The following is a 20,056-nucleotide window of genomic DNA, read 5'->3' on the forward strand; positions in this document are numbered from 1 at the left end:
GAATAACCTGCTCAATGACAAGTCCCCTTGCCCGCTGGCCCAATGGAAGCAATTGACTTGCCCGGAAACCCATGACTAAATGAGCGAAAACCTCTGGAGCCCTTGCACCTATGGACTTTGATATATTGCGCCGTACCATGATTGATACTCAGATTCGCACCTGGGATGTGCTAGATCCGCGCGTGCTGGCCATCGTCACCGAGGTCAAGCGGGAGTTATTTGTGCCGACCGCCTATCGTCATCTGGCGTTTGCGGATTACGCCATGCCCATTGCCCACGGCGAACATATGTGGACGCCTAAAATGGAAGCTCGTGTCCTTCAGGAGCTGGATTTGCGCGAACATCACCGGGTGCTGGAAATTGGCACAGGTACCGGCCACATGGCCGCACTTATGGCCAGACTGAGTGGCATGGTGCATAGCGTCGAGGATCGTGCAGATTTATCGCAAATGGCGGAAGGCCATCTGCGCGTACAAGGCATTCATAATGTGCAGCTCCATGTTGGCGATGGCTCATTCGGCTGGGCTGGTCATGCGCCCTATGATGCCATTTGTGTCACTGGCTCTTTGCCCGTATTGCCCGAGGCATTCAAGGAACAACTGGCGGTGGGTGGGCGTCTGGTCGCCATTATAGGTAAAGGGCCAGCCATGCGCGCCCAGCGCATCTCGCGCACCCAGCAGGACGTTTATGAAACTGCCGTACTTTTTGAAACTGAAGTCACTCCCCTGCGGCATGCCCCACTCCCCGGTCGTTTTGTTTTTTGAGTGGCCATGCGCATTGAAGCCCCGCAGAGTCTGATCCTGACCATTGATATGCAGGATCGTCTGCTGGGGGCTATTCCCGAGACAAAACGCAATAAAGTCATTCAAAACTCTGCACACTTGCTGGCTGCTGCGACGACACTGGAAATTCCGTGCCTGGCTACCGCGCAATATCCCCAAGGACTGGGGCCGATTCGTCCTGATCTTCGGTCATTTTGTTCACAATCTTTTGATAAAACGGTTTTTTCCTGCTGGCGGCATGCTCCGCTCCGAAACTTGCTGGAAACTGGGCAGAGTCGTCGTCAGATTATCCTGACCGGAGTCGAAACCCATATTTGTGTTCTGCAAACCGCTCTGGATCTGCACAGCGCTGGTTGGCAGCCTGTTGTCGTCGCCGATGCCTGCGCCAGCCGCGACGACGCAAATGGCCAATCGGCCCTGTTGCGACTGCGTCAGGCGGGTATCACCGTCGCGGTGGCAGAGTCGGTATTTTATGAATGGCTTGGTGACGCGGCCCATCCCCAATTTCGGAGTCTCGCCCCGGCCTGGCGCTGAAACGGAGTAATTTCCCATGCAATCCCCTGCTCTCTCTTACAGCATCCATCTGGAACCCGAGGCGCATTTGTTCCGGGTCACCCTGGAAATCCCCGAGCCCGATCCTGATGGGCAGGTACTGGCTTTGCCGGCCTGGGTTCCGGGCAGTTACACCATCCGCGATCTGGCCCGCCACATTACCCAGATATCCGCAGAATCCCGGGGCGCAGCAGTCCAACTGCGCAAAATGGCCACTGATCGCTGGGTTTGTGCCGCTGTAAAAGCGCCTCTCCAGATTTCTTATCGTGTTTATGCGCTGGATCAATCGGTGCGCACGGCTTTTCTGGATCAACTGGGCGGGTTTTTTAATGGTCCCGCCCTGTTTTTGCGGGTTGTCGGTCAGGAGCAGCAAATCCATGCCTTGCGCATTACTGGCCCGGAGCATTGGCAGTTGGGGACTTCCATGCCCCGCGCGGCTGGTGAAACTTGGGGCTGGGGTCAGTTTCAGGCAGAAAATTATCGGGCATTCATTGATCATCCGCTGTTGATGGGTACGCTGACCCTGCTGAATTTTGAAGCGGGTGGGTTGCCTCACCACTTGCTGATTCAGGGAGAACATCAGGCTGATCTGCAGGCGCTGAGACAAGACATGGCCCGCATTTGTGACTGGCAGCAGAAGTTCTGGGGTGAGTCGCCCTTTCGGGAATATCATTTTTTGTGCAAGGCGCGCAGCAACGACTATGGCGGTCTGGAGCATCGGGCTTCCAGTGCTCTGGTTTGCGCCCGGGATGACCTGACCGGCCGCGCCCCCAAAAACTATCGGCGCTTTCTGGGGCTGGTCAGCCATGAATATTTTCATAGCTGGCTGGTACAGGCCATCAAGCCAGCGGTATTCAGTGCCAGCAGTCTGGATCGGGCGGAACTTTCCGGGGATCTCTGGATATTTGAAGGGATTACCTCTTACTACGATGATCTCTGCCTCTGTCGTGCCGGTTTAATCAGTCCGGAACAATACCTGCAAGGGGTCGCGCAGGAATGGACGCGCCTGCAAAGACGCCCTGGCCAATATCTGCAAAGTCTGGCAGAATCCAGCGAGGACGCTTGGCTCAAGCTTTATCACCCCCACGTCAACAGCGCCAATTTTGAAATCAGTTATTACAACAAGGGGGCGCTGCTCGCCCTCTGTCTGGACTTGAGCCTGCGTCTGGAAAGTGCAGGCCGTTTGAGTCTGGATAACTTGCTGATGCACTTCTGGAAAGAGCATGGACAGACTGGCAAGGCACTCCCCGAGGGAGAAGCCCTGCAACAAATAGCCGACCTTGCTGGTACGCAAATGGCAGAACAGTTGAAAACCTGGATAGAAGCCCGCGCCGAACTGCCTCTGGAAGCTCTCCTGGCACGCATGGGCATTGCCCTGCACAGCCGTCCCGCCACCAGTCTGAGTGATTCAGGCGGCGAGGCGGCTGCGACCGTGCCGACGGCCTGGATTGGTGCCCACTGGCAAAGCCAGCCGCAAGGCGCACAAATCCGTCAGGTCCTCAGCGGCAGCCCGGCAGAAGCGGCCGGTTTGTCACCCGATGACCTCCTCGTTGCTTTGGAAGGAATACGCTGCACGGCGGACAGTTTCGCCGGGCAGATCAGCACCGGCATACCTGGCTGCCCGCTACGCCTTCACTACTTTCGCGATGACGTACTCTACGAGACCCATCTGACCCCCGTCGCCCCGCCGCAGGATACCTTCTGGCTGGAGTGGCTGGAGGACGTTGACGCAGTGGTAAGTGCCCGCCGCAGCGCCTGGCTAAGGCAAAAGTCCGTTGATACGGTGACAGGCGAGGTCGGTACAGATGATGCTGAGTGGCACGTCCCAGGGTTCGCGGGGGACTCTGGCTAACTGCTGAAAAGCATGGCCGACCCCCAGCAGACGCGGGTGTTGCCAATGCTGCCGGTGGGACATGCTGGCGAGACTGCGATCATAAAAACCCCCGCCCATTCCCAGGCGATAACCTTCTGCATCAAACGCCACCAGGGGTAAAATCAGCAAATCCAGCGCCTGCGGGGTTATCAGCAAATCGGCTGCTACCTGAGGCTCGGGAATGCGGAAGCCATTCGGACGCATGCGGCTCTCCCCATGAAAAGGCGCGAAACGCAGTTTTTGCGCAAAATTCCCTGATAATACCGGTAAATAGAACTGTTTGTGACGGCTCAGACGATGGTACATCAGCGGGAGAGGATTGATTTCGCCCTGCATGGGCCAATAGAGGGCAATGCGCCGGGCCTTTTTGTAATGACTGAGCTGGAGAATTTGACGGGATAGTGCCAGCGCCGCCTGCTGTAAATGCTGCGGAGAAAGAGACTGACGTTGCTGTCGCATTTTTCTGCGCAAGCCGCCCTTGGAAACCGGATCGGATGGATCTGGTGCTTCAGTTTCAGAAAACAAAAGACCTCCCGCGATGGTCGTGCGGCCCGCTACCCCCAGAACCTGATGAACAGGTGGGAATCCACACATCGCTTCAGGCTACTCCGCAAGGGAGCTGCACACCACGATGATGACTGGGGACTCCCTGGATAGACAGTATTGGTTCAGGAATCGTCTCGGCCACTCGTGCCTCGCAGGAGGCAATTTCAAGTTACTCTGCCCCCCTGGCCCTGTCAACCAGTTGCTGCAGACGCTGTTCGACAAGTTGCAGATCATGCTCACGCGCCAGCAATGTCTGCCGGGTACGCTGCAAATCCGCCGCCAGATTCACGGCCACCATCAGGGTGGCGCGTTCCCGGCTCAGTAATTTGCCACGGCTTCGCGCCACTTCCAGTTGCTGATTGAGTAGGCGCACAGCTTCCAGCAACAGCTCCCGTTCTTCATCCGGACAGGGTATCTGATAATGCTGATCCAGCAGGGTGACTGAAATTTGTTGCACGGCGTTTGTGGGTTTGGCTTCGGACACAGACTTCTCCCTGGTGATTTTATAGTTCGTTTTCCCAACAATTGACCTGCGCCAGCAGATCATTCAGGCGCAAACAGATTTCTTCCTGACGCTCTTGCAGCATCCGGTTTTCCGCTTTCAGCTTTTGAATTTGGGCCTGCAGGGCTTGCACGGAATGCTTGTTGCGACTATCTCCTTCCAGTTGCCGACGCAATCCGCGATAATCCGTGATAGCATTCTCCAACTCTGCAAACAGGGATTCATATCGGGATTCTAACACTGCGCCACCCACTTTTAGCCGGACATTCCGACACCGAGTTTACGAAGCACCTCCATCATTTGCAAATTGAAGCAGGTTTGTTGCGCCCATGCCCTTATCCGAATCATTAAAACGTACGCGCAGTTTTCGCTTTCGCCTGGGTGTTGCGGCACTGTTGATGCTCCTGGCTATTCTGGGGGTTGTCTTGCGGGTACTGGACCTGCAGGTACTGCATTACTCCAAATTTCGCGAGCTGGCCTATGACAATCATGTGGCTCTGGTGCCCCTGGCTCCGCCTCGGGGCGTGATTCTGGCGGATCATGGGGAGGTTCTGGCAGAAAACCTTCCCACCTATGCCCTCGAAATCACCCCGGATCAGGTCCCCCATCTGCAACAAAGCCTGCAATTTTTGCAGCATCTTCTGAACTTGAGCCCGGAAGATCTGCAGCAATTTGCCGCACGGCGCGCTGGCAAGCCGGACTTCGACCCGATTGTTTTGAAGGCTGACCTGAATCCGACGCAAATTGCAGCCGTATCCGTCCGCGCCATGGAACTGCCGGGCGTGCGTATTGCCGCCATGATGCATCGCCATTATCCCTATGACGCCTTGTTTTCCCATGTCGTCGGTTATGTCGGGCCGATTACCGCTGCCGATCTGAAAGATTTTCATGCCAGTAAATATGTGGGTCGCAATTATATTGGCAAAAACGGCCTGGAACGTTATTACGAACGCAAGCTGCGCGGCGTCATGGGTTATGAAATCAAGGATATTAACGCCCGGGGTTTACCGGTAGGCACCCTCCGCCAGATTGCCGCTCATCCTGGTAGTAATCTGATTACCCATCTCCGTCTGCGGGTTCAGGAGGCAGGGGCAGAAGCGTTGCAGGGGAAAGGCTATCGCGGTGCGGTCATCGCCATGGATCCCAATAATGGTGGCATTCTCGCCATGGTCACCAGTCCCAGCTTTAATGCCAACTGGTTTGTGGACGGCATCAGTAATGCGCACTGGCAATCGCTGCTCAACAATCCGGGCCGGCCACTCATGAACCGGGCCGATAACGGTTTGTACCCGCCGGGTTCCTGCGCAAAGCCTTTTTATACCATTCAGGCCGTCCAGGAAGGCGTGATCAGTCCGGATTTCCATACTTACTGCCCCGGCAATTATCAGTTGGGAGGACACACCTACTGGGACTGGAATCGGGGTGGTTTCGGGGAGACCGGCATCACCAAGGCATTGGCCTGGTCCGTTGATGTTTTCTACTACAAGCTGGCCGTAAAAATGGGAATTGATTTGCAGGACAAGACCCTCTGGCGTTTCGGCTTCGGGCAGAAGACGCCCATTGATCTGCCCGGTGGCGCAAACGGTCTGGTCCCGACTCCAGCCTGGAAACGCGCGCATCTTCATGCCCCCTGGTACACCGGTGACTCGGTGATTTTGGGTATTGGTCAGGGCTATCTACTGGAAACGCCGCTACAACTGGTCCGCGCCGTTTCTGCCCTCGCCAATGGCGGCTATCTCGTGCAGCCCCAGGTCGCCAAGGCCTTCATTGACCCGCAAAGCGGCAAGACTATTCCTATTCCCAATGCCGCACCCGTAAATCTGCATATTTCTGCCGAGGCCATGCATGCGGTGCATCTGGGGATGGAAGCCTGCGTCAATACCGGCACCTGCCATACGGTGAGCATTCCCGGTATCAGCATTGCTGGCAAAACCGGTACCGCCCAGGTCCCTATGGGCTATAAAAATGGCCACACTATTTACAACAATGACTCGCTGTTTATTGGCTGGGCACCCGTGGATCATCCCAAAATTGCCGTAGCGGTGGTGGTCGAAAATGGCGGATACAATGCCTGGCAAGCCCTACCGGTAGCCCGTGCAGTCATTAAGGCGTATTTGCAACAGGACCAAACGCCTCCAGCTCCAGCTCCGCAAAAATTATCCACAAAATTGTCGGCAAAGGTTGCTCAATCGGCAAGCGCGCATTATGATGCGCCCCTTAGTCATGGGGAGAAAGGTTCTGTCAACCCTCGCCCCGCTCAATCCACAGCACAATAAGGAGTACTGAAAATGACAGATTTTGCGATTGCGGCCATACCGCGTGAAGAAAACGGCCGCCGCGCCAGTCGTCGCCTGCGCCGTACGGGCATGGTCCCGGCCGTGCTTTATGGGGATAACAAGGCAGCGATGGGTCTGAGTATTGAAGCGCGCCTGTTGCGCAAGCTCCTCGCCGACGAACGGGCCTACACGCATGTGATCGCCCTGGAATTCCCCAAGGGTAAGGAAACCGCCCTGATCCGTGATATCCAGATGCATCCCTACAAGGAAGAAGTCCTGCACATGGATTTCATGCGGGTCCATGCCGGTGAAACCGTCCGCTTGCATGTGCCCATCCACTTCCTCAACGAAAGCACCTGCGCGGGTATTAAGGCCGGTGGCGTATTGCACCGCGCACTGACGGACGTGGAAGTGGAGGCACCGGTCGATCGTCTGCCCGAAGCCATTGAAGTGGACATAGCCAAACTTGAAAAAGGCGAGAGCCTGCATCTGTCGCAGATCAGCCTGCCGGCCGGAGTCATTCTGATTCCGCTCCAGCATGAAGACGATAAGGAAATTGTCTCCATTCATAGCCCCCGTACCGGCGCTGAAGCGGAAGAAACCCCCGAAGCCGCCGAGTGAGGTAAAATGGACTGGTTGCTGGCGGGGCTGGGAAATCCCGGGGCAGAATACGCCCGCACCCGCCACAATGCCGGTTTCTGGGCGCTCCAAACCTTTGCAGAAAAGGCTGGAGCGTCTTTACGTTTGGAATCACGCTGGCATTGTCTGGCTGCAACCACACAAAATTCAGGACAACAACTGGGCTTGTGCCTGCCCCAGGATTTCATGAACCGCAGCGGTGCTCCGGTCCAGTCTATGGCCGCTTTTTACAAGGTACCTGCGGCGCGTATTTTAGTGATACACGACGAGCTTGATCTACCGCCCGGTACGGCGCGTCTGAAATGGAGTGGCGGACATGGCGGACATAACGGCTTGCGCGATCTGGATCGGGCGCTGGGCACACGGGATTACTGGCGCCTGCGCCTTGGCATTGGGCACCCCGGGCACAAGAATGCTGTGATAAATTATGTACTGGGCGTGCCTTCGGCAATGGATAAATCCGCGATTGACCTGGCGATTGAGCACAGCCTGGCGGTTCTTCCGGAATTTCTTGATGGTCGCAGTGATGCGGCACAGAAAACCCTGCACAGCGATTAGGAGTTTTTTATGGCTTTGGCCTGTGGCATCGTCGGTCTCCCCAATGTGGGCAAATCCACTCTGTTCAATGCGATCACCAAAGCCGGTATCGCCGCTGAAAATTATCCTTTCTGCACCATTGAACCCAATGTCGGTCTGGTATCCGTGCCGGACCCTCGCTTGCAGGCATTGATTGAAATCGTCAAGCCCCAAAATGTGGTTCCGGCCACCATGGAGTTTGTGGATATTGCCGGACTGGTGGCGGGCGCTGCCCAGGGCGAGGGTTTGGGAAACCAGTTTCTGGCCCACATTCGGGAAACGGACGCTATCGCCCTGGTTACGCGCTGCTTTGAAGATCCCAACGTCGTTCATGTCAGCGGTCAGGTGGACCCTGTGGCCGATCTGGATACGGTATTGACGGAGCTGATTCTGGCGGATATCAGTACGGTCGAAAAAGCTCAGGCGCGGGTTGCCCGCCAGGCCAAGGGTGGCAACAAGGATGCCGTCGCCGAAGCCGCTGCCATGGCCCGCCTGCTACCGCATCTCAATAGTGGCAAACCTGCCGCGAGTCTCAGCATGAGTGCTGAAGAAAAAGCCCATTTGCGTGGCCTGTTTTTGCTTACCATGAAACCCATGATGGTCATTGCCAATGTGGCGGAAGATGAAATTCAGGATGGACCCTGGCGTCCGCTTCTGGAAGCCTGGGCGGGCGAACGTCATGCCAGTGTGGTTCCGGTATGTGCAGCTATTGAATCTGAACTGGCTGAACTGGAAGCTGAAGAGCAGAGCGCCTTTCTGCAGGACCTCGGGCTGGAAGAACCCGGACTGAATCGTATCATCCGCGCCGCCTATGGCCTGCTGGGCCTGCAGACCTATTTTACGGCTGGCATCAAGGAAGTACGAGCCTGGACCATTCCCATCGGGGCCACTGCCCCCCAGGCAGCTGGCGTCATTCATAGTGATTTCGAGCGGGGTTTCATCCGCGCCCAGACTATCGCCTACGCAGATTTCGTCCAGTACCGGGGCGAGCATGGTGCCAAGGAAGCGGGCAGAATGCGTGCGGAAGGTAAGGATTATGTCGTCCATGATGGCGACGTACTGAATTTTTTGTTTAACGTGTGAGATGGAGACCTGTTGAGCCAGAGGTCAACCTGCTGAAGGGGAAACTTTTCTCTTAGACTCAGCAGCATCGGCAGGAGGCGGACCCACATTAATCAGTGGAGCCAACTCCTGCAATGCCTGCCAGTAAACCCGTCGTTTAAAGGCGATGATTTCCCGGGCAGGCATCCAGAAATCCACCCAGCGCCAGGTTTCAAACTCAGGATGCTGAGTCGTCAAGGTGTTAATTTCCGCCTCATCGCCTTCGAAACGCAGCAAAAACCAGATTTGTTTCTGCCCGCGATAGCGGCGTCGCTGGGCACGATGCCGGGAACAGGGAACCTCGTAACGCAGCCACCCCTGAGTCCGCCCAAGAATACAGACCTTGGCCGTACCCACTTCCTCTTCGAGCTCACGGAACATGGCTTGTTCTGGTGTTTCCGCATGATCAATACCGCCTTGCGGAAACTGCCAGGCATTCTCACCCCGGCGTTTGGCCCACAACACCTGATTGTGTTCGTTGCAAATAATCATGCCCACATTGGGGCGATAGCCGTCTGCGTCTATCATGTTCATCGTCTCTACCGATGCCTTTTCCCCAATATAGCACGAGACAGAGCCTGCGTCAGTCTGTCAGACTGTGTAAAATTTCCAGGGGATAACGATTTCCGGCCAGATAATCCGCAATACAACGCTGCACCATGACATTACGCAGGTGTCCGCTCTGCGCCTGTATTTCTGCCGGGATCATCCACACCGGACCAATAATTCCGGTATCCAGCTTGTAGTCTGAACGCTGAGTACCCAACTTCCCGCCAAAAGCGAAACGCAGGTAGGTCAAATCTTTGGCGGGATGTTCCCAATGATAAATGCCCGTGAGATATTCGGGCACAAAGGCATAAGCGGTCTCTTCCAGAGTTTCCCGTACAACCGCGTCAAGCAGTGTTTCACCAGGGTCCCAGTGACCAGCAGGCTGATTGAAACATCGGCGTCCTTCTACCATTTCTTCAACCAGCAAAAAATGTCCCTCTTGCTCCACAATTGCAGCAACCGTCACATGCGGCTTCCAGACCATGATTATGACTCCCTTTGCCGTTCGATTTCGCTGAGTTCCCGCCACTGTCCTGGAGCCAGATCATCCAAAGTGAAAGGTCCGAATGCCTCCCGATGCAGGCTCAACACCAAATTATCCAAAGCCACAAACATACGCCGCACCTCGTGATAACGTCCTTCATGGAGGGTCAATTGTAGTTCAGTCGTGCCGAGCGGGATCATTTCTGCCACTTTGCACGGGCTGTGCTCTCCCTCCAGCAGCAAGGTGCCCGAAGCCAGTATGCCGGCTTCATGCCCCTGCAAAGGATTTTGCAAAGTCACTCGATACCGGCGCGGAATTTCATAGCGGGGACTGGTCCAACGATGCAGCCAGTCCCCATCATCGGTCAGCAACAACACACCGCTGGTTTCCCGATCCAGTCGTCCGACACTGCTGAAGCTGGGTCGCCGGTAACGCCATCGCGGTGGAAAATCCTGATAAATGGCACGAGGATCATCATGTGCACAGACCTTGCCGAGGGGTTTGTGATACAGCACATAAAGGGGATAGGGATGATCCAGAGGCTCTTCATCTACCTGCACAGTGGCTGGATCTACCCTGGTAGCAGCCTTGCGCAGCGGCATTCCATCCACTGACACGCGCCCTTCGCGCAGTAAATCACGCGCTTCCGAACGGCTACAATAACCCAGTCGGGAGAGCAGATGATCTAAACGTTCGCCGGAATGCGCCATGAGGACAGTTTAGCCTGCCGGCATGGCTGACGGAACCCCCAGAATTGCCTATGATATGGGCATCACCTCTGGAAGGAATTCACCATGCAGTCCAATTATACTCTCCCCGCCGAATGGGCTCAGCAGTGGGGTGTGCAACTGACCTGGCCCCATCCCGAAAGCGACTGGGCACCCCGACTGGCTGAGGTCCTTCCGGTTTTTGTGCAGATTGCCAGGGAAATCAGCCTGCGCGAGCATCTGCTGGTGGCCTGCCATGATCGCGAAAGTTTACGGGATTGTGAACAGCGTCTGGTGAATGCCCACGCCAACATGGCGCACTGTCATCTTTATCTGGTGCCCAGCAATGACTCATGGGCGCGAGATCACGGCCCACTCACTCTCACCAACCCGGCAGGGGAACGCAAATTGCTGGATTTTGGCTTCAATGCCTGGGGCCTCAAGTTTCGTGCTGACCTGGACAATCAGATTACACGTCATCTTCATGCCCAGCAGGCTTTTGGCGAATGTTCTCTGGAAATTTCGGGAATGATACTGGAAGGCGGCAGCATTGAAAGTGATGGTCATGGCACTTTGCTGACGACCAGCGCCTGCCTGCTTTCCGCCAATCGCAATCCACAATGGTCGGCTGCGGAAATTGAAAGCGCCTTATGCCAGCAGCTTGGCATGCAGCGCGTGCTCTGGCTGCACAGCGGGCATCTGGAGGGTGATGATACGGATGCGCACATCGATACTCTGGCGCGCTTTTGTAATCCGCATGCCATCGCTTATCAAAGTTGTGATGATCCCAACGACAGTCACTTTTCCGCCTTGCAGCAAATGGCTGCGGAACTCAGCGCCCTGCGCAGTTACGATGGGCAGGCTTACCACTTGATTCCCCTCCCCTGGGCACAGGCGCAGTGGGATGAGGATGACAACCGCTTGCCTCTGACTTATGCCAACTTTTTGATCCTCAATGGAGCGGTCTTACTCCCCGTTTATGAGGATCCTGCGGATCATATTGCCATCCAGCGTCTTCAGACGGCTTTCCCGGACCGTGAGATAGTGCCTATCCCCTGTCTGGAACTTGCCCGCCAACATGGCAGCCTGCACTGCGTGACCATGCAGCTGCCAGAGTAAGATCTAAGCAAAGTCATCTGAGTTTTTTCAGCCAAATAGCCTCAGGCAAGCATCATTGCCAGAATAAGCCCGGAGAAACATCGTTTTTTACGGAGGGCAATGGCAAGGCACAATGATCCACCAAAATGTTCCCCTGAGGTTTGACCTTACAGTTCAGATTGTATGCCTTGATGGGTAGTGTCTGCGCCATGCCAGCCTGACAAGCCTGTTGATCCTTGCCGGGACAAGTCTGATTAAAACCCAGTAGACTCGCCGCTGCCCAGGCATGAATGGCAGGAAGATTTTCGCTGAGAGCTGCCGGATTCCTGACTAAAAGTGATAGTCGAGCTTCGGGGTCCAAGCCAGCAGGGGCCTGCCCGCCAGACATACCAAGATAAAGGTTATCGACCAGACCCATGACCTGCACATCGCCCTGATGATTAAGAATCATCAGGGACTGCACTTGTGCATTATGCGGCTGGAAACCCCAGATTAACTCGTTGCCATTTTTCAATGCGAGTCGGGGCAGAGGAAATAAATCCATCCCTTGCTTCAGCCGTTCCAGCAGAGGAACCGTTGTAGACCCATCCTGAATATAAGTCTTACCCGCAAACTGCTGCAGACTGGACATTTTAATGGGTACGCGCAGGGATTTTTCTATTTTTGAAAGCTTTTGAGACCAAGCATCCATAACTTTTAAAACACAGTCACCATGATTACCACATTGTTCTAACTGACTTTCGTAGGCTTGATGACCATTGAGCAATTGCTTACACACAGATGTACCAACACCAGCTGATCGCAAATATCGGACATAATAATTGCCCAATGTACTATCAAAAAGCCTCAGATTATCAACCCATCTTTTGGGCTTATAGTGACATATAGCCTCACGCAGAAGGCTTAGCGGTGCTATACAGCCTTTCGCATAATTATCTGAAGTATTTGCCGCAATAGCTGGACAATTCAAGGAGTCAACAGCCGCATGCGCCACACTACTCAAACTGAGAAGCAAAGCTGTAACTTGCGCTATAAAAGATAATATTTTCATCTATTGCGATCTCCAGATTATTATAAATTCAAAGTGCTATGCCCAGTCCAGATATCGCAAGACACGGTGCCAGACCAGATTTTCGTTATAGGCCAGAGGCACTTTGGCTGGTGCACAAGGGTCACCCTGCGATGGCAAGTAATGATAATTAATAGCATCGCGCAACATTTGTGCCCGCGCAAGAAAACGACTTTTATAGTTTGCGTACTGCCCAACAGCCAATTTTTCAAGCTCTTTTGCTGCACCCAACCAGTCTGCTTGATACAAATAATGACTCACGCTGGAAACATAAGAATGATACTTCATGTCTGTAAGCACTGTTTGAACTGACATAGGCATCTTCCAAAAACTCATTTTATGCTGGGCATTTTTATCAAAGAGAACAGATGTGTCTTCAGCATAGCCGTGGCGCACCGCTTCTGATATAAATGTTGATTCGGATTTCGATAGTTGCGGATATTTTTTATTTCTACTTATATAATAATTAGTTAACGCACTTATAGCATTATTTTTTTTCTTCCCAATAAAAGGTTTTGCTGTATCTATTATATATTCAATATCAACATCATCAGGTTTACCATATTTCTTTTGTTCGGTCTCCATATACCGTCTCAACCCTTCAATAGTCTGCTGTCCGAGGTCTACACCTTCACCTACCGTAACACCACTTTTGCCTATAGCTTTCTGGTATTTTTCTCCCGTTTTTTTATTTTTATTGTATCGCGGTCCAAGATTCTCTCCTGTCTTCACATTGGTCTCAAACGCCCCAGGCACATAAAAATCATACATCATGCCTTCGGCCTTCTGAATAAAATGATAATCCACCCGGTCCAGCGGGATACAGTCAGCAGCTGCAGCTACTGCAATGGCTTTGTCACTTCTGTAGCAATAATTTAACTCAGCCAGTCGTTTACCATAAGCATCCGTTAAGCAAAAAACATCACCTTTACACTGAAGCGTTTCTTCCTTCCATTTAGACTGGGTTGTATTCACATTATTCAAGGACTGATGATAATTTCCTTCTTTCTTCATTCTATTCGTCAATTGATTATAATCATGAGATACCTGTCGATCCATTTTTGCCAGCTGCGCATCCTGACAAACCGATTTTTCAGTTTCTGTTTTTGCTGTTTTACAGTTGTAAGAAGTAGTATATTGAGCTGCATGTGCAATCTGGGAGGAAAAAATACATATCAGCAATATTCCACCAAAATGTTGCCTATATTTACAGAAAAATTCCTGCTTGTCTTTATAGACTCCATATCTCATGAATTGTATTCCTCAAATCTGAGCGCAATATTTCACAATACACAGAGATTATCAAAAGTGACCGAATAGAGCGCCATTGATAATCCTCAAGATGCAAAATCTATAGTTCTAATGATAACAGGCGCCCAGCTCGGCTAAACGTTTTCCGTAAGTATCTGTTATACAGAAACGGTCACCTTTGCACTGGATTTTCTCTTTTTTCCATTTTTCCTGAGAGACAATGAGATAACTGAGATTTTTTTGATGATTTCCACTTTTTTTCATATTGTTTACTAATTCTTCATATTCCTGGGCTAATTGCAGATCCAGGCTTGCCAATTTTTGATCCTGGCAAATTATCTGTTCTGTTACGGTATTTGCAGTCGCACAGTCTAATGAAGTGGCGTATTGTGTGGCCATTAATCCTTGAGAATAAATCAAACCCATCAGCAAATAGCTACTTAACCATAATCGATACTTAATTTTAAATTTTTCCGATATACACTTTACTGCCGATATTAAATGACGGTTATAATTTTTAACACTATTATTTGTCTCTGGCGATTCTTTCTGAGGGATCATACACTTTGTTTCCTTATTCGGTAGTCAACGGAATCATGGCTAATGCTCTCTTTAATACACTCAAGCATTTCTTGCCATTGATTTTAACGACTTACAAAACAAAATGTTAGGTGTTCTTTAATCACATAAAAGATCATCCATCTGGATGTTTTATCAGCTTTTTTTTGCGACCAGAATACTGCAGGGCAAACTTCTCAGGAGGGCTTTGGCAACAGATCCTTCCAGCCAGTGACCAAAGGAAAATTGGGGAATATGACCAATCACCAGTAAATCAGCGTGGATTTGTCGGGCATATTGGGCAATGGCCTCAGCGGGACTCCCCTCAACCGCTTGAGTGTACACGCTCAGGCCATTCTCACGGAGTTTTGTGGCAACCTCGTCCAGCCGGGTACGTATAGCCTCCCCTTCCCTACCCAGCATGTCTTCGGCACCTGCAGCTTGTGCCATCGCCATACCGCCGGTACTGACAATGACGCCAAACAAATGCAGTTCAGCCTGTGTGAGACCTGCAATATCTGTCGCCTGCTGCAGAGCGACACCACCTGAAGCACTCCCATCGTAAGCGACCATCACTTTCTGGAACATCAGCTTCTCCTTGCCGCCGCTTCCCGCTTTGGTGTACGAATAATCAACAACAAAGGAAAAATCGCCAGCGTCATCACCATCATCAGCCAGAAGTTATCAATATAGCCAATCATACTGGCCTGCCGGGTAATTTCATTATTGAGCAACATTTGCCCCATACTTGAATGAGGATTATACAGTTCTGCGACAGCAGGGTTTCCATAACCCGGATTGCGACCATCAATATGCGCTGCCAGCGTAGCATGCGCAATTTGGGTGTTGCGGGTCAGCAGGGTTTCCACCAAGGAAATCCCCAGGCTGCTGCCGACATTGCGTACCAGACTATATATGGCCGTACCATTGGCGCGCATCTGGGGACTGAGCGTGGCGAAAGTAGCCGTGCTCAATGGCACGAACACCAGGCCAATACCCAGGCCCTGCCAGACACCGGGCCAGATCACCTCACCCTGGCTGATCACCAGGCTGTAACCCTGCATTTCCCACAGAGAAAAGGCCGTTATGCCAAAGCCAATAGCCAGCAACAGGCGCAAATCCACCTTACCCACCAACCGACCTACAATGAGCATGGCGAGCATGGTGCCTAAACCACTCGGAGCCGTTACCCACCCGGCAGCTTCGGCCGTGTAACCCATCAGATCCTGGAGCATGGTGGGAATCAGGGCACGCGAGGCAAAAAGCACCACCCCTACGATAAAAATGAATAGTAATCCAGTCACATAATTGCGATTCAAAATCAGACGATAATCAAAAAACGAGTGCTCGGGTGGAGTGCGCCAGGTATGCCAGATAAAATAAATGGCTGAGAAACCGGCCAGATAGGCTTCCACCCAGATTTCCACCGAACTGAACCAGTTCAGTTGTTGCCCCCGATCCAGCAATAATTGCAGGCCACCAATGGCCACACTGAGGCTGACAAAGCCTGCCATATCAAAGCGCATGCTGCGTCCCGGCGTATCGGCCGGAAACGATTTCCAGATTCCCCAAAGTGCCAGGATACCTACTGGCACATTGATGAAAAATACCCAGCGCCAGCCCATGCTGTCGGTCAGCCAGCCACCCAGAGTCGGGCCAATAATCGGACCCACCATGACCCCCATACCCCACAATGCCATGGCCGAGCCCTGTTTTTCCCGGGGATTGATATCCAGCAAGGTGGTTTGTGAAAGCGGCACCAGGGCAGCGCCAAATACGCCCTGAAAAACCCGGGCAATGACAATTTCGAACAAGGAGGTGGAAATACCACACCACATGGAGGCCAGGGTAAAACCGGCCACTGAGGCCAGGAAAATATTGCGCTTACCAAAGCGGTCTACCAGCCAGCCGGTCAAAGGTGTGGCGATGGCGGTGGCGACAATATAGGATGTCAGCACCCAGCCGATTTGATTGAGCGAAACTGACAAGCTGCCCTGCATATGGGGCAGAGCCACATTGGCGATGGTGCTGTCCAGCGTCTGCATGATGGTGGCGAGCATGATGGCCAGGGTAATCAGCGGACGGTTCAGCCCTGCAGCATCCATGGGAACAGATGTCGAGATCATAGAATGGGATCTTCCAACGTCTTTTGCAGTTGCTGAAGGACTTCTGTTATCTGGCGTAGTACCTCAACGTCCAGTTCTTTGAGTTTTTCATGGCGGAAGTCCATCGCCACGCGCCGAACTTCCGCATACACCTCAATACCCTCTGGCGTGAGCAGTACGCGGCGAATACGACGATCATGGGCGTCTATTTCCCGGCGCAGCAGTCCCGCGCGCTGCAGACGGTCGAGCATGGCCACCACGGTTGGTTGTTCTACCGACAAGCAATGGGCCAACTCGGTTTGAGTCATTGGTGCGGGTGCTTTCGCCAGATAAGCAATGCTCATCCAGCTGGCCTGGCTCAGACCCAATCCTTTCAGACGGCGATCCAAAGCGTGTCGCCAGGCTCGCGCAGTATCATGGAGCGCCAGAGCAAAATCCTGCTGTAACTGTTCCTCTGACATGATCCACTCCTGGCTTGTTTGTCATATGGTTCGCAATCTTATACTTAGCCATCTAAGTAATTGCAAGAAAAAAACCGGCAGTAGGCGTAGCCGCATTACAGCGACTTTGCTCTACGCCGATTTCAGGTTGGATCCATCAGGCGATTTTTTTACCTTCAATTTCTACCCGAATATGGACTTTGTTGGAAAGTCCTTCGGGAAGATAGGCCTTCATGCCGTAATCGCTGCGCTGAATGGTAGTAACCGCAACAAATCCGGACAAATAGCCACTCCAGGGTTTGGGAAGATAACTGACATCACCAGCGCCGGTTTCCCTGACCCGAAACATCATCGCCCGGGTAACACCATGCAGAGTCAATTTGCCATAGAGATCGCCCGCCGTTTTGCTGATCGGCTGATAACGGGTGCTGACAAAAGTTACGTCGGGATATTTTTTGACGTCAAAAAAGGTCGGACTGCGGAGATATTTATCGCGAGGGGCGAAGTTTGTAAAAATGCTGGCCGCCGGGATGATAATTTTGGCCGTGTCTTTGGCCGGATTCTGAGTGTTGACGGTATAAGTACCGGAAATCTTGTTAAAACGTCCGCTAAAGGGGCCAATACCCACATGACCAATGGTAAAATAAGCAGCGGAATGCTCTGGATCAATCTGATAGGTGCCACTCGGGTTACCCGTCAGCGCGTGGTAGTGCCCCACTGCTGCTTTGGTTGTCGCCGCCTGGGCCGCTTCCTGCATCATCCCCAAACCAAGACCCAAGCTGATGGAAATGATGAGTAATTGTTTTGAACGCTTGTTTTGCATGATTTTACCCCCTTTCAAATTACCTGAACCACCCTAATGCTGGTAGTTAAAGGATTATAGTATTTATCACAGAGTAAGCATCAGGAACTTTCAGCAAGAAGGGGGGAACCTGAGCGAAGCTGGTTTTTCACCCGACGCCAGTCCGGCATAGCGGCATCGAGGATGCTCCTGAAACGATCATTGTGCAGGCGCTCCAGCAAATGAGTCATTTCATGCAACACCACATATTCCAGACAAATTTCTGCGTAGCGGGCAAGCTCCAGGCCAAGCCAGATGCGCCGCGCGCGGATGTTGCAGGTACCCCAGCGAGTGCGCATGCGTTTAACGCCCCACTCGGCCACCTGCACACCCAGAATCGGTTCATAGTGGGCAACAATGTTCGGAATGCGGTCTTTCAGTGCCTGACGATAATACTTGTGGAGCAAGGCCTGACGATCAGCCTGTGCCGCTTCGGGTGGACAGTACATCTCCATAAAGGCATCGTCGCACATTTCAATACGGCCGCGACCAGCCATTTCATGCACTCGGAGTATATAGTTCTGCCCCAAATAGGAATGGGTTTCGCCGGATTGATATTCCAGAACCGGAGAGGGAGTGTGATGCTGAAATTGCTGCTGGTGCTGCCTGATCCAGGACAAACGGGCCAGAATGGCCGCACGAATGTCTCCATCTGTCATCGCCCAGGGGGCACTGACTCTTACCTCCCCGTCAGGGGGACAAACCATAATGCGCAAATTCTTGACCGCCTTGCGCGTCAGCTGCAGGTTCAGATCAGCCACCTGAACCATGGTTTTTTCCGGATTGCGCATGGGCCGCATCAGGGGAATCGATTCAGGCGGTAGGTCGCGGCATTCAGATACAGCGCCACGCAAAGCCAGAGCAAATAAGGCACCAACAACCAGGCCGCCAGCGGCGTGATCCACATAAAAACCAGGAAACAAGCCAATACCAGGAGCAGAAGCAAAACCAGGTCTGCCAAGGCCCAAAGCACCTGATGCCGTCCAAAAAACAGCCATGACCATGCGGCATTACAGAGCAACTGCAGGCCATACAAAGACAAACCCACTGTTCGCAACAGACTCGCCGGGCTGACATAAATCAACGCTGCCGCAAAAGCCATGATGATATATAACAGCGTCCAGACTACAGGAAAAACCCAGGGTGGAGGCGTACCTTTGGGCTTCTGGAGGCGCGTATACCAGGCATCTGGTCGAAACAGTGACCCCGTTGTCGCCACCGCCAGAGTAATAGCCAGACTAATCAGGGAAACCAGTGCAAAGTGATTCATGTCCATCTAAGTCGTCGCCCCACCAAGAAAACGGAATGGCAGATTTTCAGAAGTCTGCAAATTTTATTGCCCTGCAGTAGTTCCGGGGATACCCACTGAAGCCTTCCACTGCTGCATCTTGCTGATCAGCGGTGACTCCGCGCAAGACTGGGCACTGAGAGAACTACAGGCACTGGCCCATTCACCAGTTACACCGAAAAACTTGGCGGCAGATTGCATTTGCTGGGCCTGAGCACCAGTCGCCGTGGCGCTCATGCTCTGATACTGCGTAGCCCGCGTTTTTGCCCAAGCTGACACATTCTGCCAGCAGTCACTTTGCGCTGTCGAACTCAAAGCAGCGCATTTGGCGCTGTCCTGTCGAGCTTTGACCATATCCTGCTGCCACTTCCCGGAAAAGGAAGACGTTGCCGTATTGAGCTGCTGCTGCACTGCGCCTTGAGCACTGCTCACTGCCTGATTCGCAGAATTTTTGGCATTTTCCACCGTCCGGGTGACGGGTTGAGTGACAGATTGCGCGGCACTGGATAAAGCGGCAGTAGAGGATGCCAGAGGCGTCAAGGGTAAAGTCGTAGACGAATAATTCACGCTGGGTGCCGAAGGAGCGGGCAAAGTTTTAGGCTGCGACAGAAGCCGGGCAGGGACCTGCAGGGCGGGCGCGGGGGCACTGTAGCTGGATGGCGTGCTGATAGCCGAGGGCACAGGATAAGTATTTTCGGCCTGCGGAGCCAAGCCATTATTAGTCGCTGAACCACAGCCGGATAGAGCCAACACGACTCCAGCAAACCACAACGAACCCTGAAAGCGACGCATACGAAACCACTCCTTTTGGAATTATGA

The 20,056-nt window shown here is 52.9% G+C and carries 24 protein-coding genes and 1 other RNA gene; 8 read left to right on the forward strand and 17 right to left on the reverse strand.

From position 1 onward, the window contains the following. The first annotated feature begins 110 nt into the window (after positions 1–110). The 3 genes from H7F11_RS12865 to H7F11_RS12875 are packed head-to-tail and all read left to right on the forward strand — an operon-like array spanning position 111 to position 3,186. A complete protein-coding gene (locus tag H7F11_RS12865) occupies positions 111–764 on the forward strand; it encodes a protein-L-isoaspartate O-methyltransferase family protein (RefSeq protein WP_193651385.1) in 654 nt (217 codons plus the stop codon). A 6-nt stretch (positions 765–770) separates the two neighbouring features. Next, entirely contained in the window at positions 771–1,316 is a 546-nt protein-coding gene (locus H7F11_RS12870) for an isochorismatase family protein (RefSeq protein WP_193651384.1), read from the forward strand. A 16-nt stretch (positions 1,317–1,332) separates the two neighbouring features. After that, entirely contained in the window at positions 1,333–3,186 is a 1,854-nt protein-coding gene (locus tag H7F11_RS12875; RefSeq protein WP_227485485.1) for a M61 family metallopeptidase, read from the forward strand. Here H7F11_RS12875 and H7F11_RS12880 read toward each other — a convergent pair. The 4 genes from H7F11_RS12880 to H7F11_RS12895 form a co-directional block, all read right to left on the reverse strand. Next, entirely contained in the window at positions 3,094–3,732 is a 639-nt protein-coding gene (locus H7F11_RS12880) for a 5-formyltetrahydrofolate cyclo-ligase (RefSeq protein ID WP_227485486.1), read from the reverse strand. The two genes, H7F11_RS12875 and H7F11_RS12880, sit on opposite strands and share 93 nt — an antisense overlap. Position 3,733: 1 nt before the next feature. Beyond that, positions 3,734–3,914, reverse strand: a non-coding RNA gene (ssrS, locus tag H7F11_RS12885) — 6S RNA. Positions 3,915–3,922: 8 nt separating this feature from the next. Then, on the reverse strand, positions 3,923–4,237 hold the full coding sequence (locus H7F11_RS12890) for a cell division protein ZapA (protein WP_193651383.1): 315 nt from the start codon (positions 4,235–4,237) through the stop codon (positions 3,923–3,925). Between the two features lie 19 nt (positions 4,238–4,256). Beyond that, positions 4,257–4,496, reverse strand: coding sequence for a hypothetical protein (locus H7F11_RS12895; RefSeq protein WP_193639863.1), 240 nt, complete (start codon positions 4,494–4,496; stop codon positions 4,257–4,259). An 88-nt stretch (positions 4,497–4,584) separates the two neighbouring features. Between H7F11_RS12895 and mrdA the strand changes: the two genes are divergently transcribed. From mrdA to ychF, 4 genes are read left to right on the forward strand one after another with little or no spacing between them, the layout of a single operon-like run. Then, the gene (gene mrdA, locus H7F11_RS12900; RefSeq protein WP_193651382.1) at positions 4,585–6,531 is read left to right on the forward strand and encodes a penicillin-binding protein 2; all 1,947 of its coding nucleotides are present in this window, start codon (positions 4,585–4,587) and stop codon (positions 6,529–6,531) included. Positions 6,532–6,543: 12 nt separating this feature from the next. Beyond that, entirely contained in the window at positions 6,544–7,152 is a 609-nt protein-coding gene (locus tag H7F11_RS12905) for a 50S ribosomal protein L25/general stress protein Ctc (RefSeq protein WP_193651381.1), read from the forward strand. Between the two features lie 6 nt (positions 7,153–7,158). After that, positions 7,159–7,728 carry an aminoacyl-tRNA hydrolase gene (gene pth / locus H7F11_RS12910; protein WP_193651380.1) on the forward strand — a complete coding sequence of 190 codons (570 nt, stop codon included), beginning with the start codon at positions 7,159–7,161 and terminating at the stop codon, positions 7,726–7,728. 9 nt (positions 7,729–7,737) lie between these two features. Continuing rightward, positions 7,738–8,829: a redox-regulated ATPase YchF gene (ychF, locus tag H7F11_RS12915; RefSeq protein ID WP_193651379.1), complete on the forward strand. Its 1,092-nt coding sequence runs from the start codon at positions 7,738–7,740 to the stop codon at positions 8,827–8,829. A gap of 24 nt (positions 8,830–8,853) precedes the next feature. Here the strand turns inward: ychF and H7F11_RS12920 are convergent, their stop codons facing one another. The 3 genes from H7F11_RS12920 to H7F11_RS12930 are packed head-to-tail and all read right to left on the reverse strand — an operon-like array spanning position 8,854 to position 10,590. Continuing rightward, positions 8,854–9,375, reverse strand: coding sequence for an RNA pyrophosphohydrolase (locus tag H7F11_RS12920; RefSeq protein WP_193651410.1), 522 nt, complete (start codon positions 9,373–9,375; stop codon positions 8,854–8,856). Between the two features lie 55 nt (positions 9,376–9,430). After that, positions 9,431–9,880, reverse strand: coding sequence for an NUDIX hydrolase (locus H7F11_RS12925; protein ID WP_193651378.1), 450 nt, complete (start codon positions 9,878–9,880; stop codon positions 9,431–9,433). Between the two features lie 2 nt (positions 9,881–9,882). Further along, the gene (locus H7F11_RS12930; protein ID WP_193651377.1) at positions 9,883–10,590 is read right to left on the reverse strand and encodes a pseudouridine synthase; all 708 of its coding nucleotides are present in this window, start codon (positions 10,588–10,590) and stop codon (positions 9,883–9,885) included. 84 nt (positions 10,591–10,674) lie between these two features. Between H7F11_RS12930 and H7F11_RS12935 the strand changes: the two genes are divergently transcribed. Next, positions 10,675–11,706, forward strand: a complete 1,032-nt coding sequence (locus tag H7F11_RS12935; protein WP_193651376.1) for an agmatine/peptidylarginine deiminase — start codon at positions 10,675–10,677, stop codon at positions 11,704–11,706. 52 nt (positions 11,707–11,758) lie between these two features. Here the strand turns inward: H7F11_RS12935 and H7F11_RS12940 are convergent, their stop codons facing one another. From H7F11_RS12940 to H7F11_RS12985, 10 genes are all read right to left on the reverse strand, one after another. Further along, entirely contained in the window at positions 11,759–12,736 is a 978-nt protein-coding gene (locus tag H7F11_RS12940) for a hypothetical protein (RefSeq protein WP_193651375.1), read from the reverse strand. 36 nt (positions 12,737–12,772) lie between these two features. After that, positions 12,773–14,005: a pesticin C-terminus-like muramidase gene (locus H7F11_RS12945; protein WP_193651374.1), complete on the reverse strand. Its 1,233-nt coding sequence runs from the start codon at positions 14,003–14,005 to the stop codon at positions 12,773–12,775. A 108-nt stretch (positions 14,006–14,113) separates the two neighbouring features. Then, positions 14,114–14,566 (reverse strand): lysozyme inhibitor LprI family protein, encoded by a 453-nt coding sequence (locus tag H7F11_RS12950; protein ID WP_193651373.1) that lies wholly within the window; start codon positions 14,564–14,566, stop codon positions 14,114–14,116. Positions 14,567–14,719: 153 nt separating this feature from the next. Next, positions 14,720–15,151: a universal stress protein gene (locus H7F11_RS12955; RefSeq protein WP_193651372.1), complete on the reverse strand. Its 432-nt coding sequence runs from the start codon at positions 15,149–15,151 to the stop codon at positions 14,720–14,722. Further along, positions 15,151–16,689, reverse strand: coding sequence for a DHA2 family efflux MFS transporter permease subunit (locus H7F11_RS12960; protein WP_193651371.1), 1,539 nt, complete (start codon positions 16,687–16,689; stop codon positions 15,151–15,153). Before H7F11_RS12960 ends, H7F11_RS12955 begins: the two co-directional genes overlap by 1 nt. Beyond that, entirely contained in the window at positions 16,686–17,129 is a 444-nt protein-coding gene (locus H7F11_RS12965) for a MarR family winged helix-turn-helix transcriptional regulator (protein WP_193651370.1), read from the reverse strand. The genes H7F11_RS12960 and H7F11_RS12965 overlap by 4 nt, the downstream gene beginning before the upstream one ends. Positions 17,130–17,265: 136 nt before the next feature. Beyond that, positions 17,266–17,931, reverse strand: a complete 666-nt coding sequence (locus H7F11_RS12970) for a YceI family protein (RefSeq protein WP_193651369.1) — start codon at positions 17,929–17,931, stop codon at positions 17,266–17,268. Positions 17,932–18,011: 80 nt separating this feature from the next. Next, positions 18,012–18,740, reverse strand: coding sequence for a M48 family metallopeptidase (locus tag H7F11_RS12975; protein ID WP_227485487.1), 729 nt, complete (start codon positions 18,738–18,740; stop codon positions 18,012–18,014). Between the two features lie 8 nt (positions 18,741–18,748). Continuing rightward, the gene (locus H7F11_RS12980; protein ID WP_193651367.1) at positions 18,749–19,225 is read right to left on the reverse strand and encodes a TspO/MBR family protein; all 477 of its coding nucleotides are present in this window, start codon (positions 19,223–19,225) and stop codon (positions 18,749–18,751) included. 57 nt (positions 19,226–19,282) lie between these two features. Next, on the reverse strand, positions 19,283–20,029 hold the full coding sequence (locus H7F11_RS12985) for a hypothetical protein (RefSeq protein ID WP_193651366.1): 747 nt from the start codon (positions 20,027–20,029) through the stop codon (positions 19,283–19,285). Positions 20,030–20,056: the final 27 nt, after the last annotated feature.

Origin of the sequence: Acidithiobacillus sp. HP-2 (assembly GCF_015100155.1) — a bacterium.
Taxonomy (GTDB): domain Bacteria; phylum Pseudomonadota; class Gammaproteobacteria; order Acidithiobacillales; family Acidithiobacillaceae; genus Acidithiobacillus.